The organism is Spirillospora sp. NPDC048819 (assembly GCF_040650055.1).
GTDB lineage: Bacteria > Actinomycetota > Actinomycetes > Streptosporangiales > Streptosporangiaceae > Spirillospora.
The window spans coordinates 233,920-258,758 of the sequence record NZ_JBEZGN010000002.1; the positions used below are offsets into that span (position 1 = coordinate 233,920).

24 protein-coding genes and 1 tRNA gene are annotated in these 24,839 nt (G+C 72.6%); 15 read left to right on the plus strand and 10 right to left on the minus strand.

Going from position 1 to position 24,839, the window contains the following annotated elements; all coding sequences use genetic code 11:
• The first annotated feature begins 197 nt into the window (after nucleotides 1-197).
• The 6 genes from AB0C35_RS04165 to AB0C35_RS04190 are packed head-to-tail and all read left to right on the plus strand — an operon-like array spanning nucleotide 198 to nucleotide 7,081.
• The gene (locus AB0C35_RS04165) at nucleotides 198-1,031 is read left to right on the plus strand and encodes an NUDIX hydrolase (RefSeq protein ID WP_358450330.1); all 834 of its coding nucleotides are present in this window, start codon (nucleotides 198-200) and stop codon (nucleotides 1,029-1,031) included.
• Entirely contained in the window at nucleotides 1,028-2,059 is a 1,032-nt protein-coding gene (locus AB0C35_RS04170) for a molecular chaperone DnaJ (protein ID WP_358450332.1), read from the plus strand. Before AB0C35_RS04165 ends, AB0C35_RS04170 begins: the two co-directional genes overlap by 4 nt.
• A 37-nt stretch (nucleotides 2,060-2,096) precedes the next feature.
• On the plus strand, nucleotides 2,097-3,068 hold the full coding sequence (locus AB0C35_RS04175) for a hypothetical protein (protein ID WP_358450334.1): 972 nt from the start codon (nucleotides 2,097-2,099) through the stop codon (nucleotides 3,066-3,068).
• Nucleotides 3,069-3,072: 4 nt separating this feature from the next.
• Complete coding sequence (locus AB0C35_RS04180) at nucleotides 3,073-4,341, plus strand: adenylosuccinate synthetase (protein ID WP_358450336.1); 1,269 nt, start codon at nucleotides 3,073-3,075, stop codon at nucleotides 4,339-4,341.
• Nucleotides 4,342-4,385: 44 nt separating this feature from the next.
• Nucleotides 4,386-6,353: a hypothetical protein gene (locus AB0C35_RS04185; RefSeq protein ID WP_358450338.1), complete on the plus strand. Its 1,968-nt coding sequence runs from the start codon at nucleotides 4,386-4,388 to the stop codon at nucleotides 6,351-6,353.
• A gap of 23 nt (nucleotides 6,354-6,376) precedes the next feature.
• On the plus strand, nucleotides 6,377-7,081 hold the full coding sequence (locus tag AB0C35_RS04190) for a 3-keto-5-aminohexanoate cleavage protein (protein ID WP_358450340.1): 705 nt from the start codon (nucleotides 6,377-6,379) through the stop codon (nucleotides 7,079-7,081).
• A gap of 22 nt (nucleotides 7,082-7,103) precedes the next feature.
• On the opposite strand, the gene AB0C35_RS04195 is transcribed toward AB0C35_RS04190, so the two are convergent.
• From AB0C35_RS04195 to AB0C35_RS04205, 3 genes are read right to left on the minus strand one after another with little or no spacing between them, the layout of a single operon-like run.
• Nucleotides 7,104-7,715: a hypothetical protein gene (locus AB0C35_RS04195; RefSeq protein WP_358450342.1), complete on the minus strand. Its 612-nt coding sequence runs from the start codon at nucleotides 7,713-7,715 to the stop codon at nucleotides 7,104-7,106.
• Nucleotides 7,716-7,757: 42 nt separating this feature from the next.
• Nucleotides 7,758-9,368, minus strand: coding sequence for an MFS transporter (locus AB0C35_RS04200; RefSeq protein WP_358450344.1), 1,611 nt, complete (start codon nucleotides 9,366-9,368; stop codon nucleotides 7,758-7,760).
• Nucleotides 9,365-10,051, minus strand: a complete 687-nt coding sequence (locus tag AB0C35_RS04205) for an LppX_LprAFG lipoprotein (RefSeq protein ID WP_358450346.1) — start codon at nucleotides 10,049-10,051, stop codon at nucleotides 9,365-9,367. Before AB0C35_RS04205 ends, AB0C35_RS04200 begins: the two co-directional genes overlap by 4 nt.
• Nucleotides 10,052-10,230: 179 nt before the next feature.
• On the opposite strand from AB0C35_RS04205, the gene AB0C35_RS04210 reads away from it, so the two are divergent.
• Nucleotides 10,231-10,304 (plus strand) — tRNA-Ile (locus tag AB0C35_RS04210).
• A gap of 582 nt (nucleotides 10,305-10,886) precedes the next feature.
• Here the strand turns inward: AB0C35_RS04210 and AB0C35_RS04215 are convergent.
• Complete coding sequence (locus AB0C35_RS04215) at nucleotides 10,887-11,660, minus strand: enoyl-CoA hydratase-related protein (protein ID WP_358450348.1); 774 nt, start codon at nucleotides 11,658-11,660, stop codon at nucleotides 10,887-10,889.
• A 64-nt stretch (nucleotides 11,661-11,724) separates the two neighbouring features.
• On the opposite strand from AB0C35_RS04215, the gene AB0C35_RS04220 reads away from it, so the two are divergent.
• The 8 genes from AB0C35_RS04220 to AB0C35_RS04255 all read left to right on the plus strand — a co-directional run bounded on the left by AB0C35_RS04220 (nucleotide 11,725) and on the right by AB0C35_RS04255 (nucleotide 18,744).
• A complete protein-coding gene (locus AB0C35_RS04220; RefSeq protein ID WP_358450350.1) occupies nucleotides 11,725-12,117 on the plus strand; it encodes a hypothetical protein in 393 nt (130 codons plus the stop codon).
• 16 nt (nucleotides 12,118-12,133) lie between these two features.
• Complete coding sequence (locus AB0C35_RS04225) at nucleotides 12,134-12,427, plus strand: MTH1187 family thiamine-binding protein (protein WP_358450352.1); 294 nt, start codon at nucleotides 12,134-12,136, stop codon at nucleotides 12,425-12,427.
• Between the two features lie 436 nt (nucleotides 12,428-12,863).
• The gene (locus AB0C35_RS04230) at nucleotides 12,864-13,676 is read left to right on the plus strand and encodes an ABC transporter ATP-binding protein (protein ID WP_358450354.1); all 813 of its coding nucleotides are present in this window, start codon (nucleotides 12,864-12,866) and stop codon (nucleotides 13,674-13,676) included.
• Complete coding sequence (locus AB0C35_RS04235) at nucleotides 13,673-14,479, plus strand: ABC transporter ATP-binding protein (RefSeq protein WP_358450356.1); 807 nt, start codon at nucleotides 13,673-13,675, stop codon at nucleotides 14,477-14,479. Before AB0C35_RS04230 ends, AB0C35_RS04235 begins: the two co-directional genes overlap by 4 nt.
• Nucleotides 14,476-15,366 carry a branched-chain amino acid ABC transporter permease gene (locus tag AB0C35_RS04240; RefSeq protein WP_358450358.1) on the plus strand — a complete coding sequence of 297 codons (891 nt, stop codon included), beginning with the start codon at nucleotides 14,476-14,478 and terminating at the stop codon, nucleotides 15,364-15,366. Before AB0C35_RS04235 ends, AB0C35_RS04240 begins: the two co-directional genes overlap by 4 nt.
• Nucleotides 15,359-16,483 (plus strand): branched-chain amino acid ABC transporter permease, encoded by a 1,125-nt coding sequence (locus tag AB0C35_RS04245; protein WP_358450360.1) that lies wholly within the window; start codon nucleotides 15,359-15,361, stop codon nucleotides 16,481-16,483. The genes AB0C35_RS04240 and AB0C35_RS04245 overlap by 8 nt, the downstream gene beginning before the upstream one ends.
• Complete coding sequence (locus AB0C35_RS04250) at nucleotides 16,480-17,748, plus strand: ABC transporter substrate-binding protein (protein ID WP_358450362.1); 1,269 nt, start codon at nucleotides 16,480-16,482, stop codon at nucleotides 17,746-17,748. The genes AB0C35_RS04245 and AB0C35_RS04250 overlap by 4 nt, the downstream gene beginning before the upstream one ends.
• 153 nt (nucleotides 17,749-17,901) lie before the next feature.
• Complete coding sequence (locus AB0C35_RS04255; RefSeq protein WP_358450364.1) at nucleotides 17,902-18,744, plus strand: siderophore-interacting protein; 843 nt, start codon at nucleotides 17,902-17,904, stop codon at nucleotides 18,742-18,744.
• Between the two features lie 31 nt (nucleotides 18,745-18,775).
• Here the strand turns inward: AB0C35_RS04255 and mnhG are convergent, their stop codons facing one another.
• From mnhG to mbhE, 6 genes are read right to left on the minus strand one after another with little or no spacing between them, the layout of a single operon-like run.
• Nucleotides 18,776-19,105, minus strand: coding sequence for a monovalent cation/H(+) antiporter subunit G (mnhG, locus tag AB0C35_RS04260; RefSeq protein WP_358450366.1), 330 nt, complete (start codon nucleotides 19,103-19,105; stop codon nucleotides 18,776-18,778).
• Nucleotides 19,102-19,368, minus strand: a complete 267-nt coding sequence (locus tag AB0C35_RS04265; RefSeq protein WP_358450368.1) for a monovalent cation/H+ antiporter complex subunit F — start codon at nucleotides 19,366-19,368, stop codon at nucleotides 19,102-19,104. The genes mnhG and AB0C35_RS04265 overlap by 4 nt, the downstream gene beginning before the upstream one ends.
• Nucleotides 19,365-19,901, minus strand: a complete 537-nt coding sequence (locus AB0C35_RS04270; RefSeq protein WP_358450370.1) for a Na+/H+ antiporter subunit E — start codon at nucleotides 19,899-19,901, stop codon at nucleotides 19,365-19,367. The genes AB0C35_RS04265 and AB0C35_RS04270 overlap by 4 nt, the downstream gene beginning before the upstream one ends.
• Entirely contained in the window at nucleotides 19,898-21,418 is a 1,521-nt protein-coding gene (locus tag AB0C35_RS04275; protein WP_358450372.1) for a Na+/H+ antiporter subunit D, read from the minus strand. The genes AB0C35_RS04270 and AB0C35_RS04275 overlap by 4 nt, the downstream gene beginning before the upstream one ends.
• Entirely contained in the window at nucleotides 21,415-21,870 is a 456-nt protein-coding gene (locus AB0C35_RS04280; protein WP_358450374.1) for a Na(+)/H(+) antiporter subunit C, read from the minus strand. The genes AB0C35_RS04275 and AB0C35_RS04280 overlap by 4 nt, the downstream gene beginning before the upstream one ends.
• On the minus strand, nucleotides 21,867-24,725 hold the full coding sequence (mbhE, locus tag AB0C35_RS04285; protein ID WP_358450376.1) for a hydrogen gas-evolving membrane-bound hydrogenase subunit E: 2,859 nt from the start codon (nucleotides 24,723-24,725) through the stop codon (nucleotides 21,867-21,869). The genes AB0C35_RS04280 and mbhE overlap by 4 nt, the downstream gene beginning before the upstream one ends.
• Nucleotides 24,726-24,839 lie beyond the last annotated feature (114 nt).

Here is a 24,839-nt window from a genome sequence, read left to right on the forward strand (position 1 = left end):
TTTCCGAAATTTCCGATTTGTAGAGTTCCGCCGAACGACGAGGGCGCCGCTCCCATCCGGGGGCGGCGCCCTCGTCTCGCGTCCGGGAGAGCCGGCGAAGGGCTGGACAACGGCGGCGGTCCGGGTTAAGTTACCCTCATATCGAGATGAACTCAGATTGAGACTTACTCAGAACGAGATCGACAGGAGGGGCGCGGATGTCCCCGGACCCGAGGCGCGACGAGAGCGAGTTCCTCGCGAACTACGACCCGCGCGACTACGACCCGGTCGCCGTGACGGTGGACGTGGTCGCCCTCACCATCCGCGACGGCGCGCTGCACGTCCTGCTGGTGCGGCGCGGAGCCGCCCCGTACGAAGGGATGTGGGCGCTGCCCGGCGGATTCGTCCAGGCGGGCGGGCCGCTCCAGGGCACCGGCGCCGAGGATCTGCCCGACGCCGCGGTGCGGGAACTCGCCGAGGAGACCGGCCTCAGTGCCAAGGGAGGCGTGCTCGGCCGCGTCCACCTGGAGCAGCTCGGCACGTACGGCTCCCCCGGCCGCGACCCGCGCATGCGCGTCATCTCCGTCGCCCACCTCGCGTTCGCTCCGGAGCTGCCGGACCCCGAGGCGGGCGGCGACGCGGCCGACGCGGCGTGGGTCCCGGTGGACGCGCTCGGCCTGGCCGAGTCCGGCGACCAGCGTCCGGGCACCACCCGCCGCCTGGCGTTCGACCACGCGCGCATCCTGTCGGACGGGCTGGAGCGGGCGCGCGGGAAGCTGGAGTACACCCCGCTCGCCACGGCCTTCTGCGGGGGCGAGTTCACCATCCCCGAGCTGCGCTCGGTCTACGAGGCGGTGTGGGGCGAGGAGCTGCACGCCGGCAACTTCCACCGCAAGGTCCTGTCGGTGCCCGGGTTCGTGGAGAGCACCGGCGCGACGTCCGACCGCGGCGGCCGGCGCGGCGGCCCCCGGCCCCGGCTCTACCGGGCGGGCGACGCCCGCCTCCTGCATCCCGCGCTGCTGCGGCCGAGCAGGGAGGAAGAGATCAGATGAGCGGCATGGACCTGGACGACGCGCTGGCGCGGCTCGACCGGGCGCGCGTCCCCGCGGACCTGTTCGGCGACGACGACGCAGAGGCGACGCGGCGCTACCGGCGGCTGGCACGGCTCGTCCACCCGGACGCGACCGGCGGCCGCACCCGCGACGCGTTCATCAGGCTGAACGCGCTCTGGCGCACCTACAACCGGGACGACGCCACCCTGATCACCACGCGCCGCCACGCGTACCGGCTCGGCGGCGACCCGGTCGGCGGCGACCTGGCCGAGCTGTACGCGGCGCGCCCGGACGACGGCGGACGTGCGGTGCTGCTGAAGATGCCGCGCGATCCCCGCGACGGGGACCTGCTCGAACGCGAGGCCGTGGCGCTCCGCCAGCTCCCCAAGGACGGCGACGGGAGGTTCCTGCCGTACGTCCCGCGGCTGGTCGAGTCGTTCCGGCACCGGGACGCGTCGAGCGGGGCGCAGCGGCGGGTCAACGTGGTCGCCGCGCTGGACGGGTTCCACACCCTGACCGCGGTCGGGAAGGCCTTCCCCGGCGGCGTCGACCCGCGCGACGCGGCCTGGATGTGGCGGCGGCTGCTGGTCGGCCTGGGGTTCGCCCACCGCGCGGGCGTCCTGCACGGCGCGGTCCTCCCCGACCACGTGATGATCCATCCGGAGGAGCACGGCCTGGTCCTGGTCGACTGGTGCTACTCCGTTCCGGGCTGCTACGCGGCCACCGATCCGAGCGGCCGCGTGCCGGCGATGGTGGACCGCCACGCTGACCTGTACCCGCCCGAGGTGCCGGGACGGCGGCCGGCGAGCCCGGCCACCGACATCTACATGGCCACCCGGTGCATGACCCGGCTGATGGGCGACAGGGCGCCCAAGGCGATGCGCTCGTTCGCCCGCGGCTGCCTGCTGGCGGCGCAGAACCGCCGCCCGTCCGACGCCTGGCGGCTGCTGGCCGAGCTGGACGAGCTGCTGGACGGGCTCTACGGCCGGCGGCGCTTCCGCCCGTTCCACATGCCCCTCCCCCACTGAGACCCGAGACACCCCTCCCACACCGAAGGAGACGATCATGGGAAGCGGAAACTGGTCCACCGACGTCTACGCCGCGCGGGCGAGCTACCGCGCGTCCACCGGCGCCAGCGCGTTCGCCTACTCCGACGGCGGCGCCACCACCGTCCACCCCGACCTCGACCCGCGCGGCGTGACCGCCCGGGAGAGCCGGGACTCGGGCGACCACCCGGAGTCGCTCGCGATCGGCGTCCTGTTCGACGTGACCGGCTCGATGGGGCACGTCCCGCGGACGCTGCAGACCAAGCTCCCCGACCTGCTCGGGCTGCTGCTGCGCAAGGGATACGCCGAGCACCCGCACATCCTGTTCGGCGCGGTCGGCGACGCGACCTGCGACCGGGCGCCGCTGCAGATCGGGCAGTTCGAGGCCGACAACCGGATGGACGACGACCTCGGCAAGATCCTGCTCGAAGGCGGGGGCGGCGGCCAGATGCGCGAGTCGTACGAGCTGGCCATGTACTTCATGGCCCGGCACACCTCGATCGACTGCTTCGACAAGCGCGGCAGGCGCGGCTACCTGTTCATGATCGGCGACGAGCTGGCCTACCCGAAGGTCAAGCGCGGCGAGGTCGCGAAGGTCATCGGGGACGACCTGGACGAGGACGTCCCCGTCGAGGCGATCGTCCGCGAACTGCAGCGCAGGTACGAGGTGTACTTCATCATCCCGGAGGGCGCCCACCACTCCGGCAGCCGCGAGCTGCGGGACTTCTGGCGGGGGCTGCTCGGCCAGAACGTCCTGCACCTGGACGATCTCGACGCGGTCTGCGAGACGATCGCGCTGACCGTCGGGCTCGCCGAGGACGCCATCGACCTCGACGAGGGCCTGGGGCATCTGGCGGAGGCGGGCTCGGACGCGGGCGCGTCGGTGTCGCGGGCGCTGGCCCCGCTGGACGCGTCCCGCGCACCGGTCGCGGTGTCGTCCACGCCGCCCGGCCTGGACGCCTCCGGACCGTCCGCGACGACCCGGCTCTGAACCCATGGGACACGTGATCGTCGTCGACCTCGGCTTCGGGGACGCGGGCAAGGGCACGGTCGTCGACCACCTCTGCTCGTCGTCCCCGGTCGCGGCGGTCGTCCGGTTCAACGGCGGCGCGCAGGCGGCGCACAACGTCGTCGCCACCGACGGGAGGCACCACACGTTCGCGCAGTTCGGCTCGGGGACGTTCACGCCGGGCGTCCGGACGCACCTGTCGCGGTTCATGCTCGTCGACCCGCTCGCCCTCGCCGCCGAGGCCGATCACCTGCGGGCCCTCGGCGTGCGCGACGCGCTCGACCGGCTGACCGTCGACCGGGACGCCCTGCTGACGACGCCGTACCACCGGGCCGCCAACCGCGCGCGGGAGTCGGCGCGCGGCGCGGCCCGGCACGGGTCGTGCGGGATGGGCATCGGCGAGACGGCGTCCTACGCCCTGGCGCACGACGACGCGCCGCGCGCGGGCGACTGCCTGTCGCCCGCGCGGCTGCGGCACCGGCTGACCGCCCTCCGGGACTGGTACCGCGACACCTTCCCGTCCGGCGAGGACGTCCCGGAGGCCGATGCCTGCGCCGACGCCTTCGCCGCGTTCGGCGCGAGGGTCGCGATCGTCGGCGCCGGCCATCTCCACGGGCTCCTGCGGGCGGGCAGCGTGGTGTTCGAAGGCGCTCAGGGCGTCCTGCTGGACGAGTGGCACGGCTTCCACCCGTTCACGACCTGGTCGACGACCACGTTCGCCAACGCCGAGACGCTGCTGGCCGAGGCGGGCGAGTCCGCGGCGCGGCTCGGGGTGCTGCGCGCGTACGCGACCCGCCACGGCCCCGGCCCGTTCGTCACCGAGGACGCGGCGCTCACGGCGGACCTCCCCGACCCGCACAACGGCACGGGACGCTGGCAGGGCGCGTTCCGCGTCGGCCACCTCGACGCCGTCGCGCTCCGGTACGCCCTGGACGTGGCCGGCGGCGTGGACGGCCTGGCGGTCACGCATCTGGACGTCGCGGGGGCGCGTCCCGACCTGCGCATCTGCCTGGCCTACGAGATGGGCGGGGACCGGGTCGGGCGGCTGGAGACCGGGCCGCCCGACCTGGACCGCCAGGCCGATCTCACCCGCCGCCTGTTCACGGCGCGTCCCGTCTACGCGCCGCTCGGCCGCCCGGTGGAGACGATCGAGGACGCGCTCCGGACCCCGGTCGTCCTGCGCTCCCACGGGCCCACCTCGGCCGCGAAGCGGACTGGCCACCTTCGGACGCCCATTGACCTCAGCGTCCGCTGAGAACAAGATCTCGATCAACGTCGCGGATCTTCCGGAGGTGGACGTTGCGTCTCCCCCAGCGCACTCTCTCGGCCTTCGCGGCACTCGCCGCGTCCCTCGCGCTCCTGGCCGTCCCACCCGCCGCGACGCCCGCCGCTGCCGAGACCGCGCCCGGCTGCGATCCCATCGACCCGGCCGCGTGCCTGCTGCCGTTCCCGAACGACTGGCACACGGTGCCCGACGCCGGGACCCCGACGGGCCGCCGCGTCCATATGCGCACGACGCTGAAGAACGCGCTCGGGATCCCGGTGTCGCCAGGCGAGTGGAACCGCGCGGACGGCTTCTCCCCCGGATCGATGCTGCTGAGCCGCGTCCCCGGCCTCGACCTGACCCGCACCGGCGCGGCGCCGATCACCGACATCGGCGCCTCGCTCCGCGACGACGCGCCCATCGTCATCGTGGACACCGCGACCGGCGAACGCCAGCCGTACTGGGCGGAGCTGGACGCCAACGCGCCGGACGACCGCAAGGCGCTGATCATCCGCCCGGCCCGCAACTTCCGCGAAGGCCACCACTACGCCGTCGCGCTCCGGAACCTGCGCGACGCGGCCGGGAACCCGATCGGGCCGAACGATGCGTTCGCGAAGATCCTCGGGCCGGCGCTGCCGTCCGGCGACCCGCTCCACGAACGGCAGCGGGACACGCGGAAGGTCCTCGCGGCCCTCGAACGGCACGGGGTGGGCCGCGACGGCCTCTACCTCGCGTGGGACTTCACCGTCGCGAGCCGGCAGAGCCTCGCCGGGCCCGTGCTCCACATGCGCGACGAGGCGCTCGCGAGGCTCGGCGACCGCTCCCCGTCGTTCTTCGTGACGCAGGTGACCGACGCCGTCGACGACAAGATCGCCCGCGAGGTCCGGGGAGTCGTCTGGGCGCCTAGCTACCTCGACCAGTACGGCGGCCTGCCCGGATCGTCGCTGCACCGCGGGCGGGACGGAAAGCCGGAGCAGCTGCCCGGCAACTCCCAGGCCGTGCCGTTCCAGTGCGAGATCCCGAGATCGGCGTTCACGGAACCGGCCCGTCCCGCCCTCTACGGGCACGGCCTGCTCGGCAGCGAGGACGAGGTCGACGCCGGCAACGTCAAGTCCATGGCGGCCGAGCACGGCTTCATGTTCTGCGCGACCAAGTGGATCGGCATGTCCGAGGAGGACGTCCCGAACGTCGTCACGGCGCTCGCCGACCTCACCCGCTTCCGGACGGTCGCCGACCGCACCCAGCAGGGCTTCCTGAACTTCATCTTCCTCGGCCGCGCCATGACCCGCGGCTTCGCCCGCCACAAGGCGTTCCAGGACGGCGCCGGCGCGTCCCTGATCGACACCGGCGCCGAGCTGACCTTCGACGGCAACAGCCAGGGCGGCATCATGGGCGGCGCGCTCACCGCCGTGTCGCCCGACATCCGCCGCGCCGTCCTCGGCGTCCCCGCGATGAACTACAGCACGCTGCTCAACCGCAGCTCCGACTTCCCCCAGTACGGGCAGGTCCTCGACCTGTTCTACCCCGACAAGCTCGACCAGCAGATCGGCATCGCGCTGATCCAGATGCTGTGGGACCGCGGCGAGGCGAACGGCTACGCCTGGCACATGACCGGCGATCCGCTGCCGGGCACACCGAAGCACCGTGTCCTGATGCACGTCGCCTTCGGCGACCACCAGGTCGCGCCCGTGGCGGCGGAGGTCCAGGCCCGCACGATCGGCGCCCGGATCCACGCCCCGGCCGTCCGGCCCGGCCGCAAACCCGACAAGGTCCCGTACTGGGGCATCCCGACGTTCGGCTCGTCCCACGACGGTTCCGCGATGGTCGTGTGGGACAGCGGCTCACCGCACCCGCCCCTCACCAACACCCCGCCGACCGAAGGCCGCGACCCGCACTCCGACCCTCGCAACGACGCCGACGCCCGCAGGCAGAAGGCGATCTTCCTCAAGACCGGCACTGTACAGGACGTGTGCGGGGGCGGACCCTGCGTGACAACGCCCTGACCAGCACTGAGATGATCGGGAACATGCTCCAGGTCTGCCCGAACGGAAGCCGGACCGAGGGCGTGCCGGTCTCACCGGAGGAGATCGCCGCCGCGGTCCGGTCCGCCGCCGACGTCGGCGCGCAGGACGCCCACCTGCACCCGAAAGACGACGCGGGCGCCGACACCCTGGACGCGTCCCGTGTCGCCGCAGCCGTCTCCGCCGTCCGCGCGTCCACCCCGTCGATCGGCGTGGGGGTGACCACGGGCGCGTGGACGGCGCCCGACCCGGTCGAGCGCGCCGCGCTGATCCGCTCCTGGACGGTCGTGCCCGACCACGCGTCGGTGAACTTCCACGAGCCGGGCGCCGAACTGGTCGCCGAGGCCCTCTTCGAGCGCGGCGTCGCCGTCGAGGCGGGCGTCTTCTCCAGCACCGACGCCGCCGAGCGGTTCCTGCGCTGGCCGCACGCCCACCACGTCCTGCGGATCCTCGCCGAGGTCACCGACACCGATCCGGAGACCGCGACCGGCTCGGCCAAGGCGCTCCTGCGCGACCTCGGCACTCGGCACGGCCGCCCCGTCCTCCTGCACGGCGAGGACGGCGGCACCTGGCCCGTTCTGCGCCTCGCCGTCCGGCTGAACCTCGACGTCCGCATCGGCCTGGAGGACACCCTCACCCTGCCCGACGGGGCCCCCGCCGCCGACAACGCCGCCCTGATCCAGACGGCTCGCGCCCTCCTCAACCCGTGACGGGCGCGCACCCGCGCCGGCGTCAGGAACGGGGATTGTGGCCCGCGTCGGCGTCCATCCGGGCCCAGTCGGCCTCCCACATGCGGTCGCGGTGCCGGTCGCAGCGGCGGCGGACGAAGATGTACGTCACCAGGATGGGCAGCCCGCAGCCGAGGACGGCCGCCGCCCCCGCGTAGGCGGCGTCGGTCACCGTGCGGCTGTGCGGGCGGGGCCGGACCGCCGGGTTCCCGTCGCGGTCGACCCAGATCTTCCGTTGAGCGCCGACCTTGGCGTCCTTCCAGCTCGGCAGGGTCCCGACGCGGGGCTCGCCGTTCTCGCCCGGCCAGGTGGCGTGGACGGTCTCATGGATGTAGCGGTCGCCCGAACCGGGGCCGCCCGTCGCGGTCACCGTGGCGACGACCTGGTGGCGGTTCGCCCGCTCGGCGTCCTCAGCGCGGACGCCGGCCTCGTAGGACCACGACGCGGCCCAGGCGGCCAGCGGCGGCGCGATACCGAGAAGCAGCACGAGCAGCGCGAGGGCGATCGCCCGCTGGACGCGGTCCACCCGCCGCCTCAGCTCGCTGCGTTCCAGGCCGAGCCGCCGGCGCAGCCTGGTGAGCGGCGTGCCGCCGCGGCCGATACCGGACCTGCGCATCTGCGTCACCTCCCCGGGGAGTGCCCTCCCGGCAAGAGGCCTTTAGCCTTCTTTTCCCAGGATATTCCCGAGTCCGTTGATCGGCACGTGGCCTGTGGCCGAATCCTTTCCCGGTTCGCGCCCGGTATGCCGGAATGGTGTCCGATTTTGGCCATCGTCCGGATTCTGGTCCTGGTCCCGGCGGCCCCCGCCCCCGGCCGCCAGCGCGAGGAGAGCGCCGACGACGCACATCCCGGCGGTGATCCAGAAGATCTCCTGGTATTCGGTGCGCAGCGCGTCCTCCACGGCCGCCTTGTAGACCTTCATCTGCCGCGCGAACTCGTCGTCCGACATCAGGAACGGCAGCGGCGGCTTCAAGTCGGCGGTCAGCGCGTGGAAACGGTAGAACCCCCACGCCGACAAGGCGGAGATCCCCAGCAGCATCCCCATCATCCGCGCCACCACCACCGCCGCCGACGCGACACCGTGCCGCCCCGCCGGCACGAACCTCAGCACCGCCGACGACACCGGCGCGATCACCAGGCCGAGACCGAGGCCGGTGACCACGAGATCGACGTCCATCCGCGGCAGCGGCCCGTACGAGGCGCTCGCCAGATCCGCCGGCCACGCCGCGATCAGCAGATAGCCCACGGCCGACACCGCCATGCCCGCCGCCATCGGCCACCGCTCACCGAACCGCCTGGCGATCACGCCCCCCGCCACCGCCGCGACCGGCAGCGCGACAAGGAACCTGGTGAGCAGCAGAGCGCCCTCCGTCGCGTCCTTGTCCAGGACCGTCTGCGCCACCAGAACGACGTCCACGAGCGTCACCATCAGCGCCGCACCCGACAGCAGGCTCACACCCAGCGTCGCCAGCAGCGGCCCCCGCCGCACACCCGACAGGTCCAGCAGCCGCGTCCTCGCCTTGACCTCCCAGAGCACGAACACCACGAGGACGACGGCTCCCGCGATCAGCACCGGCGGGCCCCACGGCGGCAGCGCCGACTCCTGCGGCTCCGGGTTGTAGACACCGGCGACCAGCAGCCCCAGCCCCAACGCCAGCAGCAGCCCGCCCACCACGTCCACGCCGGGCCGCGGCCCGTCTCCGCGCCCGCCCGGCACCGCGAACTGAACGGCGGCCATCGCCACCAGCACCAGCGGAAGATTGATCCAGAAGATCGCCCGCCAGTCCAGCACCGCCGCGATGCCCGCCCCGTACAGCGGGCCCAGCACACTCCCCAGCTCCTGCGCCGCGCCCACCGCGCCCAGGACCACCGGCCGCTGCCGCTCCTCCCACAGGTCACCGGCCAGCGCCATCGTCACCGGCAGCAGCGCGCCGCCCGCGACGCCCTGCACCACCCGCCCCGCCGTCAGCAGCGGCACACCCCCCGCCAGCGCCGTGACGACCGAGCCCACCGCGAAGAACACCAGGCACGCCTGCAGCAGCGGCCGCCGCCCGAACCGGTCCGACAACTGCCCGAGCAGCGGCATCGCCGCCACATACCCCAGCAGGAACCCGGTCAGGACGGGCGTCACCCGCTCCAGCCGGTTGATCGGGATCTTGAGGTCCTCGACCACCGGCACCAGGATCGTCGTGACGACATAGGCGTCCAGCGCGGCCAGCAGCACCACCGCGCCGCCGGCCCCGATCGCGACCCGGCGACGCCGCCTCACTTCGGCGCGCTGATCTCGTACGGGGCGTCGAACTCGGTGAACGAGATCACCACCGCACCCTTGTTCTCAGGGAACGCACCGCGAACCTTCACCAGGCGATGGTCGGCCTTGCTCACCCAGACCTGACCCTCCAGATCCGCGTTGATCCCCGGGATGAGACCCGAAATCTGCGCCTTCGGGAGCTTCGCCCCCACCCGGTAGGTCTCCTTGCCGTCCACCTTCTCCACCGCCTGCGGCTCCGGCGTCGCCGCCGACGACAGCAGCTTCGAGATCCCACGCTCCGGATCCAGCACCGCCGACGGGTCGTACATGCTCGCCGCCAGCGCCTTCGGCACCTTGCGCCACCCGCCCGTCCCCGCGTCCAGGTAAATGCTCTCCCCGACCGCGACGACCTTCATCTCGACGTTCTGGCCCTGCTGCTCGACCGTCAGCGTCCCCTCCGCGTCACCGCCCCGCAGCAGCTTCATATCGCCGCCCTTCACGATGACGGGAGTCTCCCCCTCCGACTCCACCGTGAACGCCACGCTCTTCAAATTCCCCATCGCCTGCGCGGCCTGCCGCAGCGTCTGCGCGGCGTCGAAATCCGCCTTCCCGGCGGGCTCGTCCGATCCGCCCCCGCTGCACGCACCGGTCGAAACCAGCGCCAGCAACACGGAAACGAGGACGAGGATGCGTCTGGACATACGCGGGACCCTACCGACGGGTACCCGCACCCGTCACTCGGTAACAGGTATGACATCGCCCCACCCGAAGTACGACCCGCCGACGACGCCGCACCTCACTTTTCCTGTGGCAGCCGCGGTTTCCCCGCCGCTAAGATGACACCCGGGCAACGCCCCCACCGTCTACCGGGGGACGCCTCGGGGCGGTAGCTCAGCTGGTCAGAGCAGGAGACTCATAATCTCCCAGTCGCGGGTTCGAGTCCCGCCCGCCCTACAGAGTTGGGCGAAGTGTGTCCGCTGGGGGGCGCGGACCGGGACTCTTCCGTCATGTCGACCCGGGGGGCGACCCCCGGACCCCCGATGTGGGGGCTCCGCCCCCACGCCCCCTGTCGGCTCAGGTCACCGCACAAGTCACCGCCGGCCCGGGGCTGGACATGGGGCTCCGCCCCTCGCCCCCTGCTAGCTCTGGTCACTGCACAAGACATCGCCCGCCCGGGGTGGTGGGGCTCCGCCCCTCGCCCCTGCCAGCTCAAGTCACCGCACAAGTCACCGCCGGCCCGGGGCTAGACCATGGGGGCCTCCGCCCCTGGCCCCTGCCAACTCGGGTCGCTGCACAAGACACCGCCCGCCCGGGGTGGTGGGGCTCCGCCCCTCGCCCCTGTCGGCTCAAGTCACCGCGCAAGACACCGCCGGCCCTGGGCCTAGACCATGGGGGCCTCCGCCCCTCGCCCCTGTCGGCTCAGGTCGCTGCACAAGTCACCGCCCGCCTGGGGTGGGGCTTGGCCCCTTCACCCGGTCAGGTCGGGTCGTTGTCCAGGTCGGTGGGCCGTGGGGGGTGGTTCTTGTGTCTCTTGGGTTAGGCGGGCCAGGTGGGGTGGCGTTTTTCTAGGAAGGCCGTCATGCCCTCCTGGGCTTCGGGGGTCTGGCTGGAGGCGGCCATCACCTCGATCGCGTAGGTGTAGGCGTCCTGTTCGGGGCGGTCGAACTGCGCGTACATCGCTTGTTTGCCCAGGGCCTTGCTGCGGGGGCTGCCCTGGGTGGCGCGCAGCAGGAGTTCGTGGGTGGCCTTTTCGAGCTCGTCGTCGGGCACGGCGTAGTTGATCAGGCCCCAATCGGCGGCGGTGGCGGCGTCGAAGACCTCGCCCGTGAGAGCCATCTCGGCGGCGCGTTTGCGTCCGACGTTGTGGGCGATCGCTACCAGGGGCGTGTGGCAGAACCAGCCGCCCTTGCCGCCCGGCGCGGCGAAACCGGCGCTCTCGGCCGCGACGGCGAGGTCGCAGCTCGCCACGAGCTGGCAGCCGGCGGCGGTGGCGAGGCCGTGCACCCGGGCGACCACCACCTGCGGGACGGACTGGATCGTCCGCATCAGCTCGGCGCACACCTGGAGAAGGTCGCGGACGTCGGCGTGGGACGCCCCGGCCATGTCGGCGAAATCGTGGCCCGCCGAGAAGACCGGGCCGTTCGCGGCCAGGATCAGACCGCGGGCGTCGGTGCCGCCGGCCTCGCGGAACGCGTCGGTCAGCGCGAGGAGGAAGGCGCGGGACAGCGCGTTACGGCGGCGCGGCCGGTTCATCGTGATCGTGGTGAACGCTCCGTCGCGGTGGAGCAGGACGTCGTTGTCTTCGCTCATGCTCCCGACGTTACGTCAGACCCTCGTCGTACGGTGGGCGGGTCCGCTGACGCGCCGAGGGGGTATGGCCTTGAAGCTGCTCACCGCCACCAACTCCAGCCAGGGATTCCGCGACAACGACTTCGACTGGTGCGTCGAAGGGGAGCTCGTCCACATCGGGATGGTGTGCGCCCGCGACCGCGACGACCCGGACGGCGGGTGCGGATGCGGCCGCTCGTTCGCCGGGCTCAACTCGCACCGCGCCACGACGACCGCCATGGTCAGGGAAGTACCGGGATTCACGAGCGACGACTATGTGCTGGCGATCAGGTCCAGCCTTGAGCAGCAGGGCTGCGACCCCACGTACGCCGAGCACGAGGCGGCGCTGCTGTGGTGCCTGGTGCGCGACTGGCCGGTGGGCGTGATCGTCGAGCGGCGGCTGGATGAGATCGTGGTACGGCAGGTCCTGCAGCCCTGACCACGGGAGGTCCACGATGCTCGTCGCGTTCTCGGTGACCCCGCTCGGCGCGGGCGAGGAGGTCGGTGAACTCGTCGCGGAGGCGGTCCGGGTGGTGCGCGAAAGCGGCCTGCCCAACCGCACCGACGCGATGTTCACCACGATCGAGGGCGAGTGGGACGAGGTGATGGCCGTGGTGAAGGCCGCTACCGACGCGGTCGCGGCGCGGGCGCCCCGGGTGGGCCTCGTCGTCAAGGCCGACATCCGCCCCGGCGTGACGGGCGCCCTCGACGCCAAGGTCGAGTCGGTCGAGCGCCACCTCGCTCCCTAGGAGGCCGCCGGACGGCCACATTCGGTCACTCCGCCGCCGAGCTGTGGTCGTAACGCCCGCATGCGGGCTGTAGACCGCTTTCTCAGCGGTCGATCTGCCGGATCGGGGCGCGTGCGATCGCGCCTGCTGACTCTGGCGACGTCGGCGCCGATGGTCACGATGTTCCTCGCGGTGTGTGACCGCAGCCGGAAAACGGCCCTCGTTCCGTTCCTGATGCCTTCGTTGCGGGGCGGCAGTGCCGGTGAACAATCGCTCGCCGCGCACAACGGGAGGCCGAAACGCCGCCCGAATCCTCCGGCGGGGCGGCCTGCGCTGTGCTCGCCACACAACCCGAACGGCGTTCGATTGGACGCCCGCCACGTCTTGCCCGCGGCCCATGGACGCAGGTCGGCGGCCCGTGCTGGGGTGCCAGCCACACGAGAATGTGGAGGCGTGCATGGCGAACGGGACCCTCGCGGTCCGTGATCTGTCGGTGAGCTACGGCCGGGCCGTGCGGGCCCTGCGCGGGGTGTCGCTCGACGTCCCGGCGGGCTCTGTCACGGCGGTGCTCGGCGCGAACGGGGCGGGCAAGTCGACGCTTCTCCGGGCGATCTCGGGGACGCTCCCGTTCCACCGCGGCGCGGTGGACACGGGCACAGTGCGGCTGGGCGACAGGTCCCTGATCGGCCTGCACCCGGCGACCGTGGTGGCCGCCGGGGTGGTGCAGGTGCCGGAGGGGCGGCGGGTGTTCGGCCGGCTCAGCGTCGAGGAGAACCTGCGGGCCGGCGCGCTCGGCGCGCCCAGCCGGTCCGAGGCCGCCAAGGCGCACGGGCGGGTGCTGGAACTGTTCCCGGTGCTGGCGGAGCGGGCCCGGCAGCGGGCCGGGCTGCTGTCGGGCGGGGAGCAGCAGATGCTCGCGATCGGGCGGGCCCTCATGGCGTGCCCGTCGGTGCTGCTGCTGGACGAGCCGACGCTCGGCCTCGCGCCGCTGATGGCCGAGCGGATCGCCGACACCGTCCGGGAGATCAACCTCCAGGGCACGGCGATCCTGCTGATCGAGCAGAACGCCGCCCTGGCGCTGGAGCTGTCGTCGGCGGCGCATGTGCTGGAGGTCGGTGCGGTCGCCCTGCACGGCCCGTCTGCCGAGCTCGCCGGCAGCGACGAGATCAGGCGCCGCTACCTCGGCGTCGGCGAGGAGATCGCCGGCGACGAGGAGGGCGGCACCGGCAAGGACGTTCCGCCGCCTGCGCTGGAGAGGTGGACGGGATGAGCGAACTGGTCGTCAGCGGGCTCACGGTGAGGTTCGCCGGGCTCACGGCGCTGGACGACGTCGGCTTCACGGTCGCGCCCGGCAGCGTCCACGCGGTCATCGGGCCGAACGGCGCGGGCAAGTCGACGTGCTTCAACGTCCTGTCCGGGGTGTACCGGGCGAGCGAGGGCAGCGTCCGGTTCGGCGGGGCGGAGCTGACCTCGCTGGCGCCGCACCGGATCGCGGCGCTGGGCATCGCCCGCACGTTCCAGAACATCGCGCTGTCGCGGTACCAGTCCACCGAGGACAACCTGATGCTCGGGCGGCACCGCCTCACCCGCGCCGGGTTCGCGTCCGCGGGCCTGCGGATGCCGTGGGCGCGCCGCGAGGACGCGCGGCACCGGGCACGGGTCCGCGACATCGCCCGGTTCGTGGGCGTGGACGAGCATCTCGGCGCCCCCGTCGGGATGCTGCCCTACGGCGTCCAGAAGCGGGTGGAGCTGGCCCGCGCGCTGGCGATGGAGCCCCGGCTGCTGCTCCTGGACGAGCCCGTGGCCGGGATGAACGGCGGTGAACGGCGGCGGATGGCCGAGGTCATCGCCCGCGCCCGCACCGACCTCGGCGTCTCGGTCCTGCTGGTCGAGCACGACATGGGGATGGTCATGCGGCTGGCCGACGAGGTCACCGTCCTGGACTTCGGCAGGCGCATCGCGGGCGGCGACCCGGCGCGGGTCCAGCGCGACCCGGCCGTGATCCGCGCCTATCTCGGCGCCGCGCACGTCCCGGCGGCGCCCTCCCACGCGGACCCGGAAGGAAATCCTTGAGCACGTTCATCGAGCTGGTGGTCAACGGGGTCTCGGCGGGAGCGGTGTACGCGCTCATCGCCCTCGGCTTCGTGATCATCTTCAAGGCCACCGAGGTGGTCAACTTCGCGCACGCGTCGCTGCTGCTGGCCGGCGGCTTCGTGACGGCCGTGCTGCACGACGACATCGGCTTCCTGCCGGCCCTGGCCGCGGGCATCGCCGCGGCGGCGGCCGCGGGCGTGCTGATCGAGGTGCTGGTGCTGCGGCGCGCACGGGTGGAGAACCACGCGGTGCTCGCGATCGTGACGATCGGCGTCGACATCGTGATGACGACCGAGCTGACGCGGCGGATCGGCACGCAGGTCCTCTCGCTCGGCGACCCCTGGCAGAACAAGATCGTGTACGTGGGCGGGGTGGGCATCGCCCAGACGCGCATCGCCGCGTTCGCCGTCGCGGCCGTCATCATCGCGGCGTTCCTGCTGGCGTTCCGCTTCACGTCGTGGGGCGTGGCGATGCGGGCGGCGGCCGAGGACGGCGAGACGGCGTCGCTGATGGGCATCCGGCTGACGCGGGTCTCGCTGGCGGCGTGGGCGATCGCGGGCGCGCTGGCGGCCGTCGCGGCGCTGTTCCTGACGGTGTTCCCCACGCCGGGGCTGGACCGCAGCACGTCGTTCGCGGCGATGAAGGCGTTCCCCGCCGCGATCCTCGGCGGGCTCGACTCCACGACCGGGGCGCTGGTCGGCGGGCTCATCGTCGGGCTCACCGAGTCGCTCGTGACCGGCTACCAGGGCGACCTGACGTTCCTGGGCCGCGGCATCGGCGGTGTGGCGCCGTTCCTGGTGATGCTCGCCGTGCTGCTGGTCCGGCCCGCCGGGCTGTTCGGGACGAGGGAGCTGTCGCGTGTCTGAACGTCCGTCCGTCCTTCGCTTCTTCGGGCCGGGACGCAGGTGGATCATTGCCGCGGCCGTCCTGGTCATGCTCCTGCCGCCCTTCTACCTGGACGCGTTCTGGCTGCTGACGGGCCTGTTCGCGATGTCGGCGGCGATCGGCGCGATCGGCCTGAACCTGCTGACGGGGTCCACCGGGCAGCTGTCGATGGGGCACGCGTTCTTCCTCGCCGTCGGCGCCTACGGGTACGTGTACCTGGCGTCCGGCTCCGAGGACGGCATGGTGGGCCTCGGGCTGCCGACGCCGCTGGCGTTCGTCGGCGCCGTGGTCCTCGCCGGGATCGCGGGCGGGCTGTTCAGCCCCATCGCCGGACGGCTGCGCGGCGTCTACCTCGGCATCGCCTCCCTCGCGCTGATCTTCATCGGCCAGCATGTGCTGTTCAACGCCGAGAGCGTCACCGGCGGCTTCAACGGCCGCGACGTCCCGCCGCTGGAGATCTTCGGGTTCCGGTTCGACGACTCCGCCGGGGTGGTGCTGTTCAACGTGCCGCTGGGCGCGGTGGAACGGCTGTGGTTCCTCGGCCTCGCGCTGCTGATCCCGGCGGCGTGGATCGCGCGCGGCATCCTGCGCGGCCGGCCCGGACGGGCGATGAACACGATCCGCGACCACGAGGTGGCGGCGGCCGTCATGGGGGTGCCGGTGGCGCGTTACCGGGCCGGCGTGTTCGTGCTGTCGTCGATGTACGCGGGCGCGGCCGGGGGGCTGCTGGCGCTGGCGTTCCAGCGGACCGTCCCCGACTACTTCGGGATGTTCCTGGCCCTGGACTACCTCGCCATGATCGTCATCGGCGGGCTGGGCAGCGTCGCCGGGGCGGTCGCGGGCGCGGTGTTCGTGTCCGTCCTGCCGCAGCTCCTCACCCGCTTCGGCGACGACCTGCCGCTCGTCGCCACCCCGGGCTCCGGCGGGGTCTCCCCCGCCGAGGCGGCCCGGATCCTGTACGGCGCCGCCGTCGTCGCCGTCGTCCTGTTCCTTCCCCGCGGCCTGGCCGGGATATGGCCGTGGCTGCGCGCCGCGGCGTCGCGGCGCCGGGCCGCCCGACCCCTCACCCGACTCGAGAAAGAGGAGCAACTGGTATGAAGCGAATGGCGCGCGTCACGGCGGTCGCCGCCCTGGCGCTGGCACTGCCGCTGAGCATGGCGTCCGGCTGCAGCAAGAAGGCGGCCGGCGGCCCGGGTGAGACCGGCGCCGACGGCGTGAAGCAGGGCACCGGCGTCACCGACAAGAAGATCAGCGTCGGGATCGAGACGGACATGACCGGGGTGTACGCGCCGCTCGGCAAGAGCCTCACCCAGGCGCAGCAGCTGTACTTCGAGCAGGTGAACGCGCAGGGCGGCATCTGCGGGCGCACGGTCGAGCTCGTCGTCCGCGACCACGGGTACGACGTGCAGAAGGCCGTGGCCGCCTACAGCGAGCTGCAGGGCAGCGTCATCGGCCTCGCGCAGTTCGTCGGGTCGCCGATGGTGACGGCGCTCGGTGACCGCATCAAGAACGACAAGATGTTCGTCATCCCGAACGCGTGGGCGACGACCCTGCTGGGCAACCAGTACATCCAGGTCACCGGCACCACCTACGACATCGACATGATCAACGCCTTGGACTTCCTGGCCGAGGAGAAGGGGATCAAGAAGGGCGACAAGATCGGGCACGTGTACTTCGAAGGCGACTACGGCGAGAGCGCGCTCGCCGGGTCGAAGTACGCGGCCGGCGAGCTCGGCCTCACGATCGTCGAGCAGAAGATCAAGGCGACCGACAACGACATGACCGCGCAGGTCTCGGCGCTGAAGAACGCCGGGGTGACGGCGATCCTGATGAGCGCGGGCCCCAAGCAGTCGGCGTCGCTCGCGGGCGTCGCCCGGTCCAAGGGCCTGATGGTGCCGATCGTGGCGAGCAACTCCGGGTTCTCCCCGCAGCTGCTGAAGACCCCCGCGGCGCCCGCGCTGCTCAAGGGCTTCTACCTCGCCACCGCCGGCGCGCCGATCTCGTCCGACCTGGCGCCGGTCAAGAAGCTGGCGGACGACTACGCGAAGAAGTTCCCGGGGCAGCCGCTGGACAGCGCGGTCGTCAACGGCCACACCAGCGCGGTGATCTTCGCGGACGCGCTGAAGAAGGCGTGCGAGGCCAAGGACCTCACCAGGGACGGCGTGATCAAGGCGCACCGGTCCACGACCACCTACGACGGCGGCTACGGGACGCCGATGGACTTCTCGAAGGTGGACGAGCCGGGCACCCGCAAGACCTACATCCTGCGGACGGACGCCAAGGCGCTCGGCGGCATGGTCGTCGAGCGGGAGGCCACGGCGTCCAAGGAGGCCGAGTCGTACAAGGTCCCGGCTGGCAAGTAACCGGCCCCGCTCTTCGCTGATCTGCGGCGTGTCACCCCTCAGGGAGTGGCACGCCGCAGATCAGCGTTTTGATCGGAATTAGGTTAGGTTAACCTAAGTAGCGATCAAGCCCGCAGCGGGGTCACCGCCGTTGATTCATGGAGTACGCCCGGCATGCCGAAACCGTCCCACCCCTACGCGTTCTTCGACCTGCACGTCCTGCGGGCCGAACGGCTCGGACCGTCCATGGTGCGGGTCACCTTCGGAGGCGCGTCCCTGAACGGCGCGGCCGAAACGGCGTTCGTCTCCGCCGGGCGTGACCAGCGCATCAAGCTGTTCCTCCCGCACCCGCACCAGGACGCGCCCATCATGCCGGACAACAACGACGGCGAAACCTGGTTCGCCGACTGGCGGGCCCTGGACCCGGCCGAACGCGGGATCATGCGCTCCTACACCGTCCGCGACCACCGCCCCGGCGAACTCGACGTCGACTTCGCCCTGCACACCGAGGGCTCCTCCGGCCCGGCGGCCACCTGGGCCGAGGCGGCCCGTCCCGGCGACCGCGTCACCATTCTCGGCCCGACCGGTTCCGACAACGGCGGCTACGACTTCCGCCCGCCGCCCGGGAGCCCCGTGCTGATCGCGGGCGACCTGACCGCGCTGCCCGCCATCGCCGGGAGCCTCGCCTGGCTGCCCGCCGGAACGTCCGCCCAGGTCTGGATCGACGTCCCGCACCCCGGCGACCGGCAGGACCTGCCCACCGCCGCCGACGCGGAGATCACCTGGGTCTCCCCCGGCGGCCTGCTGGACGCCCTCCGCGCCGCCGACGTCCCCGCCGACGCCTACGCCTGGATCGCGGGCGAGTCGGCCCTGGTCAAAGCGCTCCGCCGGCACCTGGTCGGCGAACGCGGCCTGAACCGCCGCACGGTCACCTTCTCCGGCTACTGGCGCCGCGGCGCCACCGAGGAGGACCTCCTCGCCGAGTCCGTCGCCGAGACCACCCCCACCGAGACGTGAGGCCCCGTCGGCGTCATCCGGGCGGGGCGGATCAGCTCCCCTGGCCGGCGTCGTCCACGGTGAGGGTGGCGCGGTCGATCACGCCGGCGCGGTAGGCGGCGCCGCCGATGGTCTGGGCGGTGATCGGCGCGGTGAGCAGTTGGAAGAACGCGACCAGGATCAGCGGGGTGACGGCCGAGACGGAGCCGGCCTGGGCCGCCACCCCGGCGAGGATCAGCAGCAGCCCGATCGTCTGCGGCTTCGTCGCCGCGTGCAGCCGGGTGTGCAGGTCGGGGAACCGGAGGGCGCCCAGGGCGCCGAGGGCGGAGAAGACGGCGCCCGCGGGCAGCAGGACGGCGGTGGCGACGTCGCCGGCGCTCATGTGCGCTCCCCCCAGGCCCCGGCCAGGCGGGCGGCGCTGACCGAGCCCACGAAGCCCAGCATCGACACGACCAGCAGAAGCGTCGCGTACGCGGGTTCGCCCCAGTACGCCGAGTGGACGGCGATGCCGCTGACCAGCAGGACGGCCATGACGTCCAGCGACATGATGCGGTCGAAACTGGACGGGCCGCGTACCAGCCGCGCGGCCGTCATCAGGAACGCGGCGCCCAGCAGCGCCATGGTCAGGATGTAGACGGTGTTCATCGAGGCTCCTCCGGTGGTGGTGCGTCCTCCCACGTCACGAACGCGCGCATCAATCTCTCCTCCGTGCGGATCACGCCTGCCCGAGCCGAGTCGGCCTGCTGCGGACCGTGGACCGGCATGGCGTGGATGCGCAGGATGCCCCGCTCCAGCTCCAGGTCGATCAGGATCGTGCCGGGACGCAGGGAGATGCTGGTCGTGACCCCCAGCAGGATGATGTCCGAGCGGGACCGCATGTCCACGTCGATGATGGCGCTGCGCACCTGCCGCGGCCGGTACAGCGCGTGCCATCCGATGACCACGCTCGACGCCAGCAGGTCCCAGGCGAACTCGGCGATGGCCATGGCGAGGCGCAGCGGCCGTATGCGCCGGACGAGCGGTACCGCGGGCAGCCGGCTCATCGCGTAGACGCCGGCGACGACGACGGCGCCGCCGGTCACGGTGAGCACGTCGGCCCGTCCCCACAGCAGCAGCCAGATCCCGAGCAGCCACACTCCCATGAACAGGCGGGAGGCGACGTGGCGGGAGCCGTTCAAGGCCGCCCTCCGTCCAGCACGGCGTTCCGGTACACCGCCGGGTCCAGCAGGTCGGCGGCGGCGCGGTGGCTCCAGGACGCCAGCGGCCCCGCGAACACGGCGATGAGCAGGCCCCCGGCGACCAGGACGACGGTCACGGTCCCCATGAGCCGCGTGCTTCCCTCCGTGTAGGACCCGGCGGCGGGGGGTTCGCCGGCCTCCTCCGGGCGGGGACGCCAGAACCCGAGCGTCCATATCCGCGACATCGCCATCAGCGTGAGCAGGCTCGCCAGCACCGCCACGGCCGTGACGGCGTAGGCGACGTGTCGTCCCTCACCCAGGCCCGCCTGGAACAGCGCGAGCTTGGCGATGAAACCCGAGGACGGCGGCATCCCGCTCACGCTCATGGCGGGAATGAAGAACATCACGGCGATGAAGGGCGACAGGCGCGCCAGGCCGCCGAGACGGCGCAGCGACGTCTCCCCGGTGCGTCCCTGCATCAGGTCGCTGACCAGGAACAGCGTCGCCTGCACGACGATGTGGTGGGCGAGGTAGAGGATCGCTCCGGTGAGGCCGGCGACGCTGTACAGCCCGAGGCCGAACAGCATGTAGCCGATGTGTCCCACCAGGATGAAGGAGAACACCCGGTGGATGTCGTCGTGGGTCAGCGCGCCGAGCGTGCCGGCGAGCATCGTCGCGGCGGCGAGGACGAGCATGATCCACGACACCTGGTCACGCGGGAAGAGCAGCGTCTCCACCCGGATGAGCGCGTAGATGGCGGCCTTGGTCAGCAGTGCCGCGAAGACGGCCGTGACCTTGGTGAGGGCGGCCGGGTAGCTGTCGGGCAGCCACAGGTGCATCGGGGCGATGGCGCCCTTGATTCCGAACACGACGAGGAACAGCAGCCCGAGCGCCGTGCGGGTCCCCTCGGGCAGGTCCGCGACGCGCTCGGACAGGCCGGCGAGGTTCACCGAGCCCGTCGCGGCGTAGGTCAGGCCGATCGCGGCGAGGAACAGGATCGACGACATGAGGCTGACGACGGTGTAGGTCATGCCGGCCTGGAGCCGTTCCGCCGTCGGGCTGAGCGTCATCAGCACGTAACTCGACGCCAGCATGATCTCGAACGCGACGAAGAGGTTGAACAGGTCGCCGGCGAGGAAGATCAGGCTGACCCCGGCGGTCAGCGTGAGGTACGCCGGGTAGAACACGCCCGGCTCGTGCCCTCCCATGCCTCCGGCGCCCTCCGCCACGGCGTGCAGCATGATCGCCAGCAGCACGCCGATGGACACCACGAGCAGCAGCGCCGACAGCCGGTCCGCGACGAGGGTGATGCCGAGCGGCGCGGCGAAGCCCCCCATCTGGACGGCGATCACGCCGTCGCGGGCCACGGCCGCCATCAGCGCGCCGGCGGCGGCCAGCGACGCCGTGACGGCCAGCGGGGCGAGGATCCGCAGCCAGGTCTCCCGGCGGCGGCTGATCATCGTGAGCGCGGACCCCAGCAGCAGCAGGACGAACGGCAGCGGAACGAGGACGCTCATGCGCCGCCCCTCGTCTCGCCGTCCCCGCGCCCGGCGCCCTCCTGGTCGGCGTCCTCGTCGAACGGGTCGGCATCGTCGCCCCAGGCCTCAGCGAGGCGCTCGGCATGGATCCGGCGGTCCTCGACGTCGTCGCGCACCTCGTCCTCCCCCAGGAGCATCCGGCTGCGGAACGCCAGGGCCAGCAGGAACGCCGTCACCCCGAAGGTGATCACGATCGCGGTGAGCACCATGGCCTGCGGCAGAGGGTCGGCCATCGGCCGTTCGGACTCCCTGCCGAGCAGCGGCGGGGAACCGGCCGCCCCGCCCGCCAGGAGAAGGAGCAGGTTGGCGCCGTGCCCGAGCAGCATGAAGCCGATCACGATCCGGACCAGGGACCGCTGCATCAGCATGTTGAAGCCCGCCGCGAACAGCACCGCGGAGGCCAGGATGAGGACGAGAGCGGGCCCCGTCATGGTCGCGCTCCCTCCGCCGTGTCGTTCTCGTCCGGAACGTCCTCTTCCAGGACGTTCTCGTCGAGGCTCGCGCCGAGCGTGGTGAGGATCGTCAGCACCAGCCCGAGCACCAGCAGGTACACCCCGACGTCGAAGAACAGGCTCGTCGGGACCTTGACGTCGCCGATCACGGGCGGCGCGGCGTGCAGGACCTCGCTCTTCAGGAAGGCCCCGTCCCCCGCCCCGCCGAACGTCCACCCGGCCACCCCCGTGGCGACCGCCAGCCCGAGCCCGCCGCCGAGCAGGACGCCGGGACGCACGGGCATCGCGGCCGCCAGTTCACGCCGCCCGCCCGGCAGGTAGCGCAGGACGTAGGCCATGGCCGCCACGAGGCCTGCCACGAACCCGCCGCCGGGACGGTTGTGCCCCGCGATGAGCAGGTAGACGGAGAACACCAGGATCGCGGGGCCGAGCAGGCGCGCCGCGGCCGCCGCCGGCACCATCGGCGCGCCGCCGAGCGCCGGGCGGCCGGAGGTCGCGAGCCAGCTTCTCCCGCCGCCGGGCTCCCCTCCCGCCTCGCCGCCGGCGGGCTCCTCACCGGGCGGGCGCGGGACGCGGCGGCGTCCGCTGAGCACCAGCCCGATGACGCCCATGGAGGCCACGGCCACCACCGTGATCTCGCCGAGGGTGTCCAGGGCCCGCGCCTCGACGAGGATCATGTTGACGACGTTGTCGGCCCCCTCCTTCGCGGCGAGTTCGGCGTAGCCGGGACCGGTCGGCCTGATGCGGCGGCTCAGCACCGCCACCACCAGGAACATCGCGATCAATGCGCCCAGTCCGACGCTGATCAGGGCGGTCGCGACCCTGGCGGACGGCTTGCGCCGGCGTGGCGGGAACCGTTCCGGGAGCCGCCGCAGCACCAGCACGAGGGTGATCAGCAGGAGCGTCTCCACGACGAGGTGCGTGAGCGCGAGGTCCGGCGCGCCCTGCGCCACGAAGAGCCCGCCGATCGCGTAGCCGACCCCGGCCATCAGCAGCGCCGCCGACAGCCTGCGGCGGGCCAGCATCGCCGCGATCCCGCAGACGATCACGATCAGGCCCAGGACGGTCTGCACCGGATCGTCCCAGCCGTGCAGGACGTAGTCCGCGACGTCGGGGCTCCCCTTGTCCGTCATCCCCGCGATGAGCGCCGAGCCGGGCACCACGAGCACCGTCGTCCCGATCACGCCGAGGTAGACGGGGAGCGACCCGGCCTGGAGCCGCTTGGTGACCGCGTGCGCCCCCACGAGGACCGAGCGGACCACGCCGTTGTAGCCCCGCTGACTGTCCGGGACGGGCCACCGCATCGGCTCGGCCGGATACGACCGGCCGAAGAGGAGGAACAGCCCGGCACCGGCCGCGATGGCGAGCGCGGACAGCGCGATCGGGAGCCCGAGCCCATGCCAGAGGGCGAGTTCGTAGCCGGTGTCCCCGCCCAGCGTGTTCGCGTACGGCGCGACCATCGTCTGAACCGGCCCCGAAAGGAACCCCAGGGCGAACCCCGCGGCGGCGGGAACCGCCACCGGCACGGCCATCCCCCACGGGTCCGCCGCCCGCGCGCCGTCCCCGCCACCGGCGAAGGCGGCATGCAGGAACCGCGCACCGTAAGCCGTGGTCAGTGCCGCCCCCGCCACCACACCGGCGAGGACGACGGCGTCCATCCCCCCGTGCGCGAAGGCCTTGACCGCGGCCTCCTTCGCCACGAACCCCAGGAACGGCGGCAGGCCGATCATCGACGCGACCGCCGCCGTCGCCGCGACCGCCGTCACGGGCAGCCGCCGCCCCATCCCGGACAGCTCGCCGGCGCGGCGCGTCCCGGCCTCGTGCTCGACGACGCCGGCCGCCAGGAACAGCGGCGCCTTGAACAGGCCGTGGGCCAGCAGCAGCGCGGTCCCCGCCAGCGCCGCCGTCCGGGTCCCGTTCCCGAGCAGGACCATCAGGAAGCCGAGCTGGCTCACGGTCCCGTAGGCGAGCAGCGCTTTCAGGTCGTCTTGCCGGAGCGCGACGACACCGCCGGCGATCAGGCTCACCAGCCCCACGCCGATCACCGCGGGCCGCCACAGGCCCGTGTCGGCGAACGCGGGCGTCAGCCGCGCCACCAGGTAGACGCCCGCCTTCACCATGGCGGCGGCGTGCAGGTAGGCGCTCACCGGCGTGGGCGCCACCATCGCGGCGGGCAGCCACGCGTGCAGCGGCATCTGCGCCGACTTGGCGAACGCGCCCAGCAGCACCAGCACCAAGCCCGCCTCGGCCGCCGCCCCGCCCGGCGGTTCGGCGAGCAGCGCCGAGATCCGGTAGGTCCCGGCGGCCTGCCCGAGCAGCACGAACCCGGCGAGCATGACCAGCCCGAACGCGGTCGTCATCAGCAGCGCCTGGGTCGCCGCACGCCGGTCCTCGGCCCGCTCGGGGCGGGTCGTGCCGATCAGGATGAAGGAGCTGAGGGTGGTCAGCTCCCAGAACACGTAGAGGACGAGCAGGTTGTCGGCGAGCACCAGCCCGGTCATCGCCCCGGCGAACGCGACGAGCGTCCCGATCATCAGCCGTTCGGAACCCTCGAAGTACCAGCCCGCGTAGCACAGCGCGACGGCGCCCACGCCTCCGACCAGCAGCAGCATGACGATGGACAGCGCGTCCATCCGGAAGTCGAGCACGAGGCCGAGATCGGCGGCCCACACGAGCTCCGCCGTGAGGTCGTCCCCGCCCGCCCGCGTCGCGGCCCACACCGCCGTCGCCGCGGGAAGCACCGCCGCCGCGCACGCCATCAGACGCCGGTGGCGTCCCAGCGCCCAGGGGACGGCGACCGCCGCGACGGCATAGGCCAGAACAAGCGTCACCATGCCGCCCGCAGCCCCCCTCCACCAAGGCACGCACAAGCCGATCTACCCGGCCAGCGCCCGCGAAACGGCGGGTTGAACGACGCGATAAGGGCCCGATAACGGACCGCCCTAGCG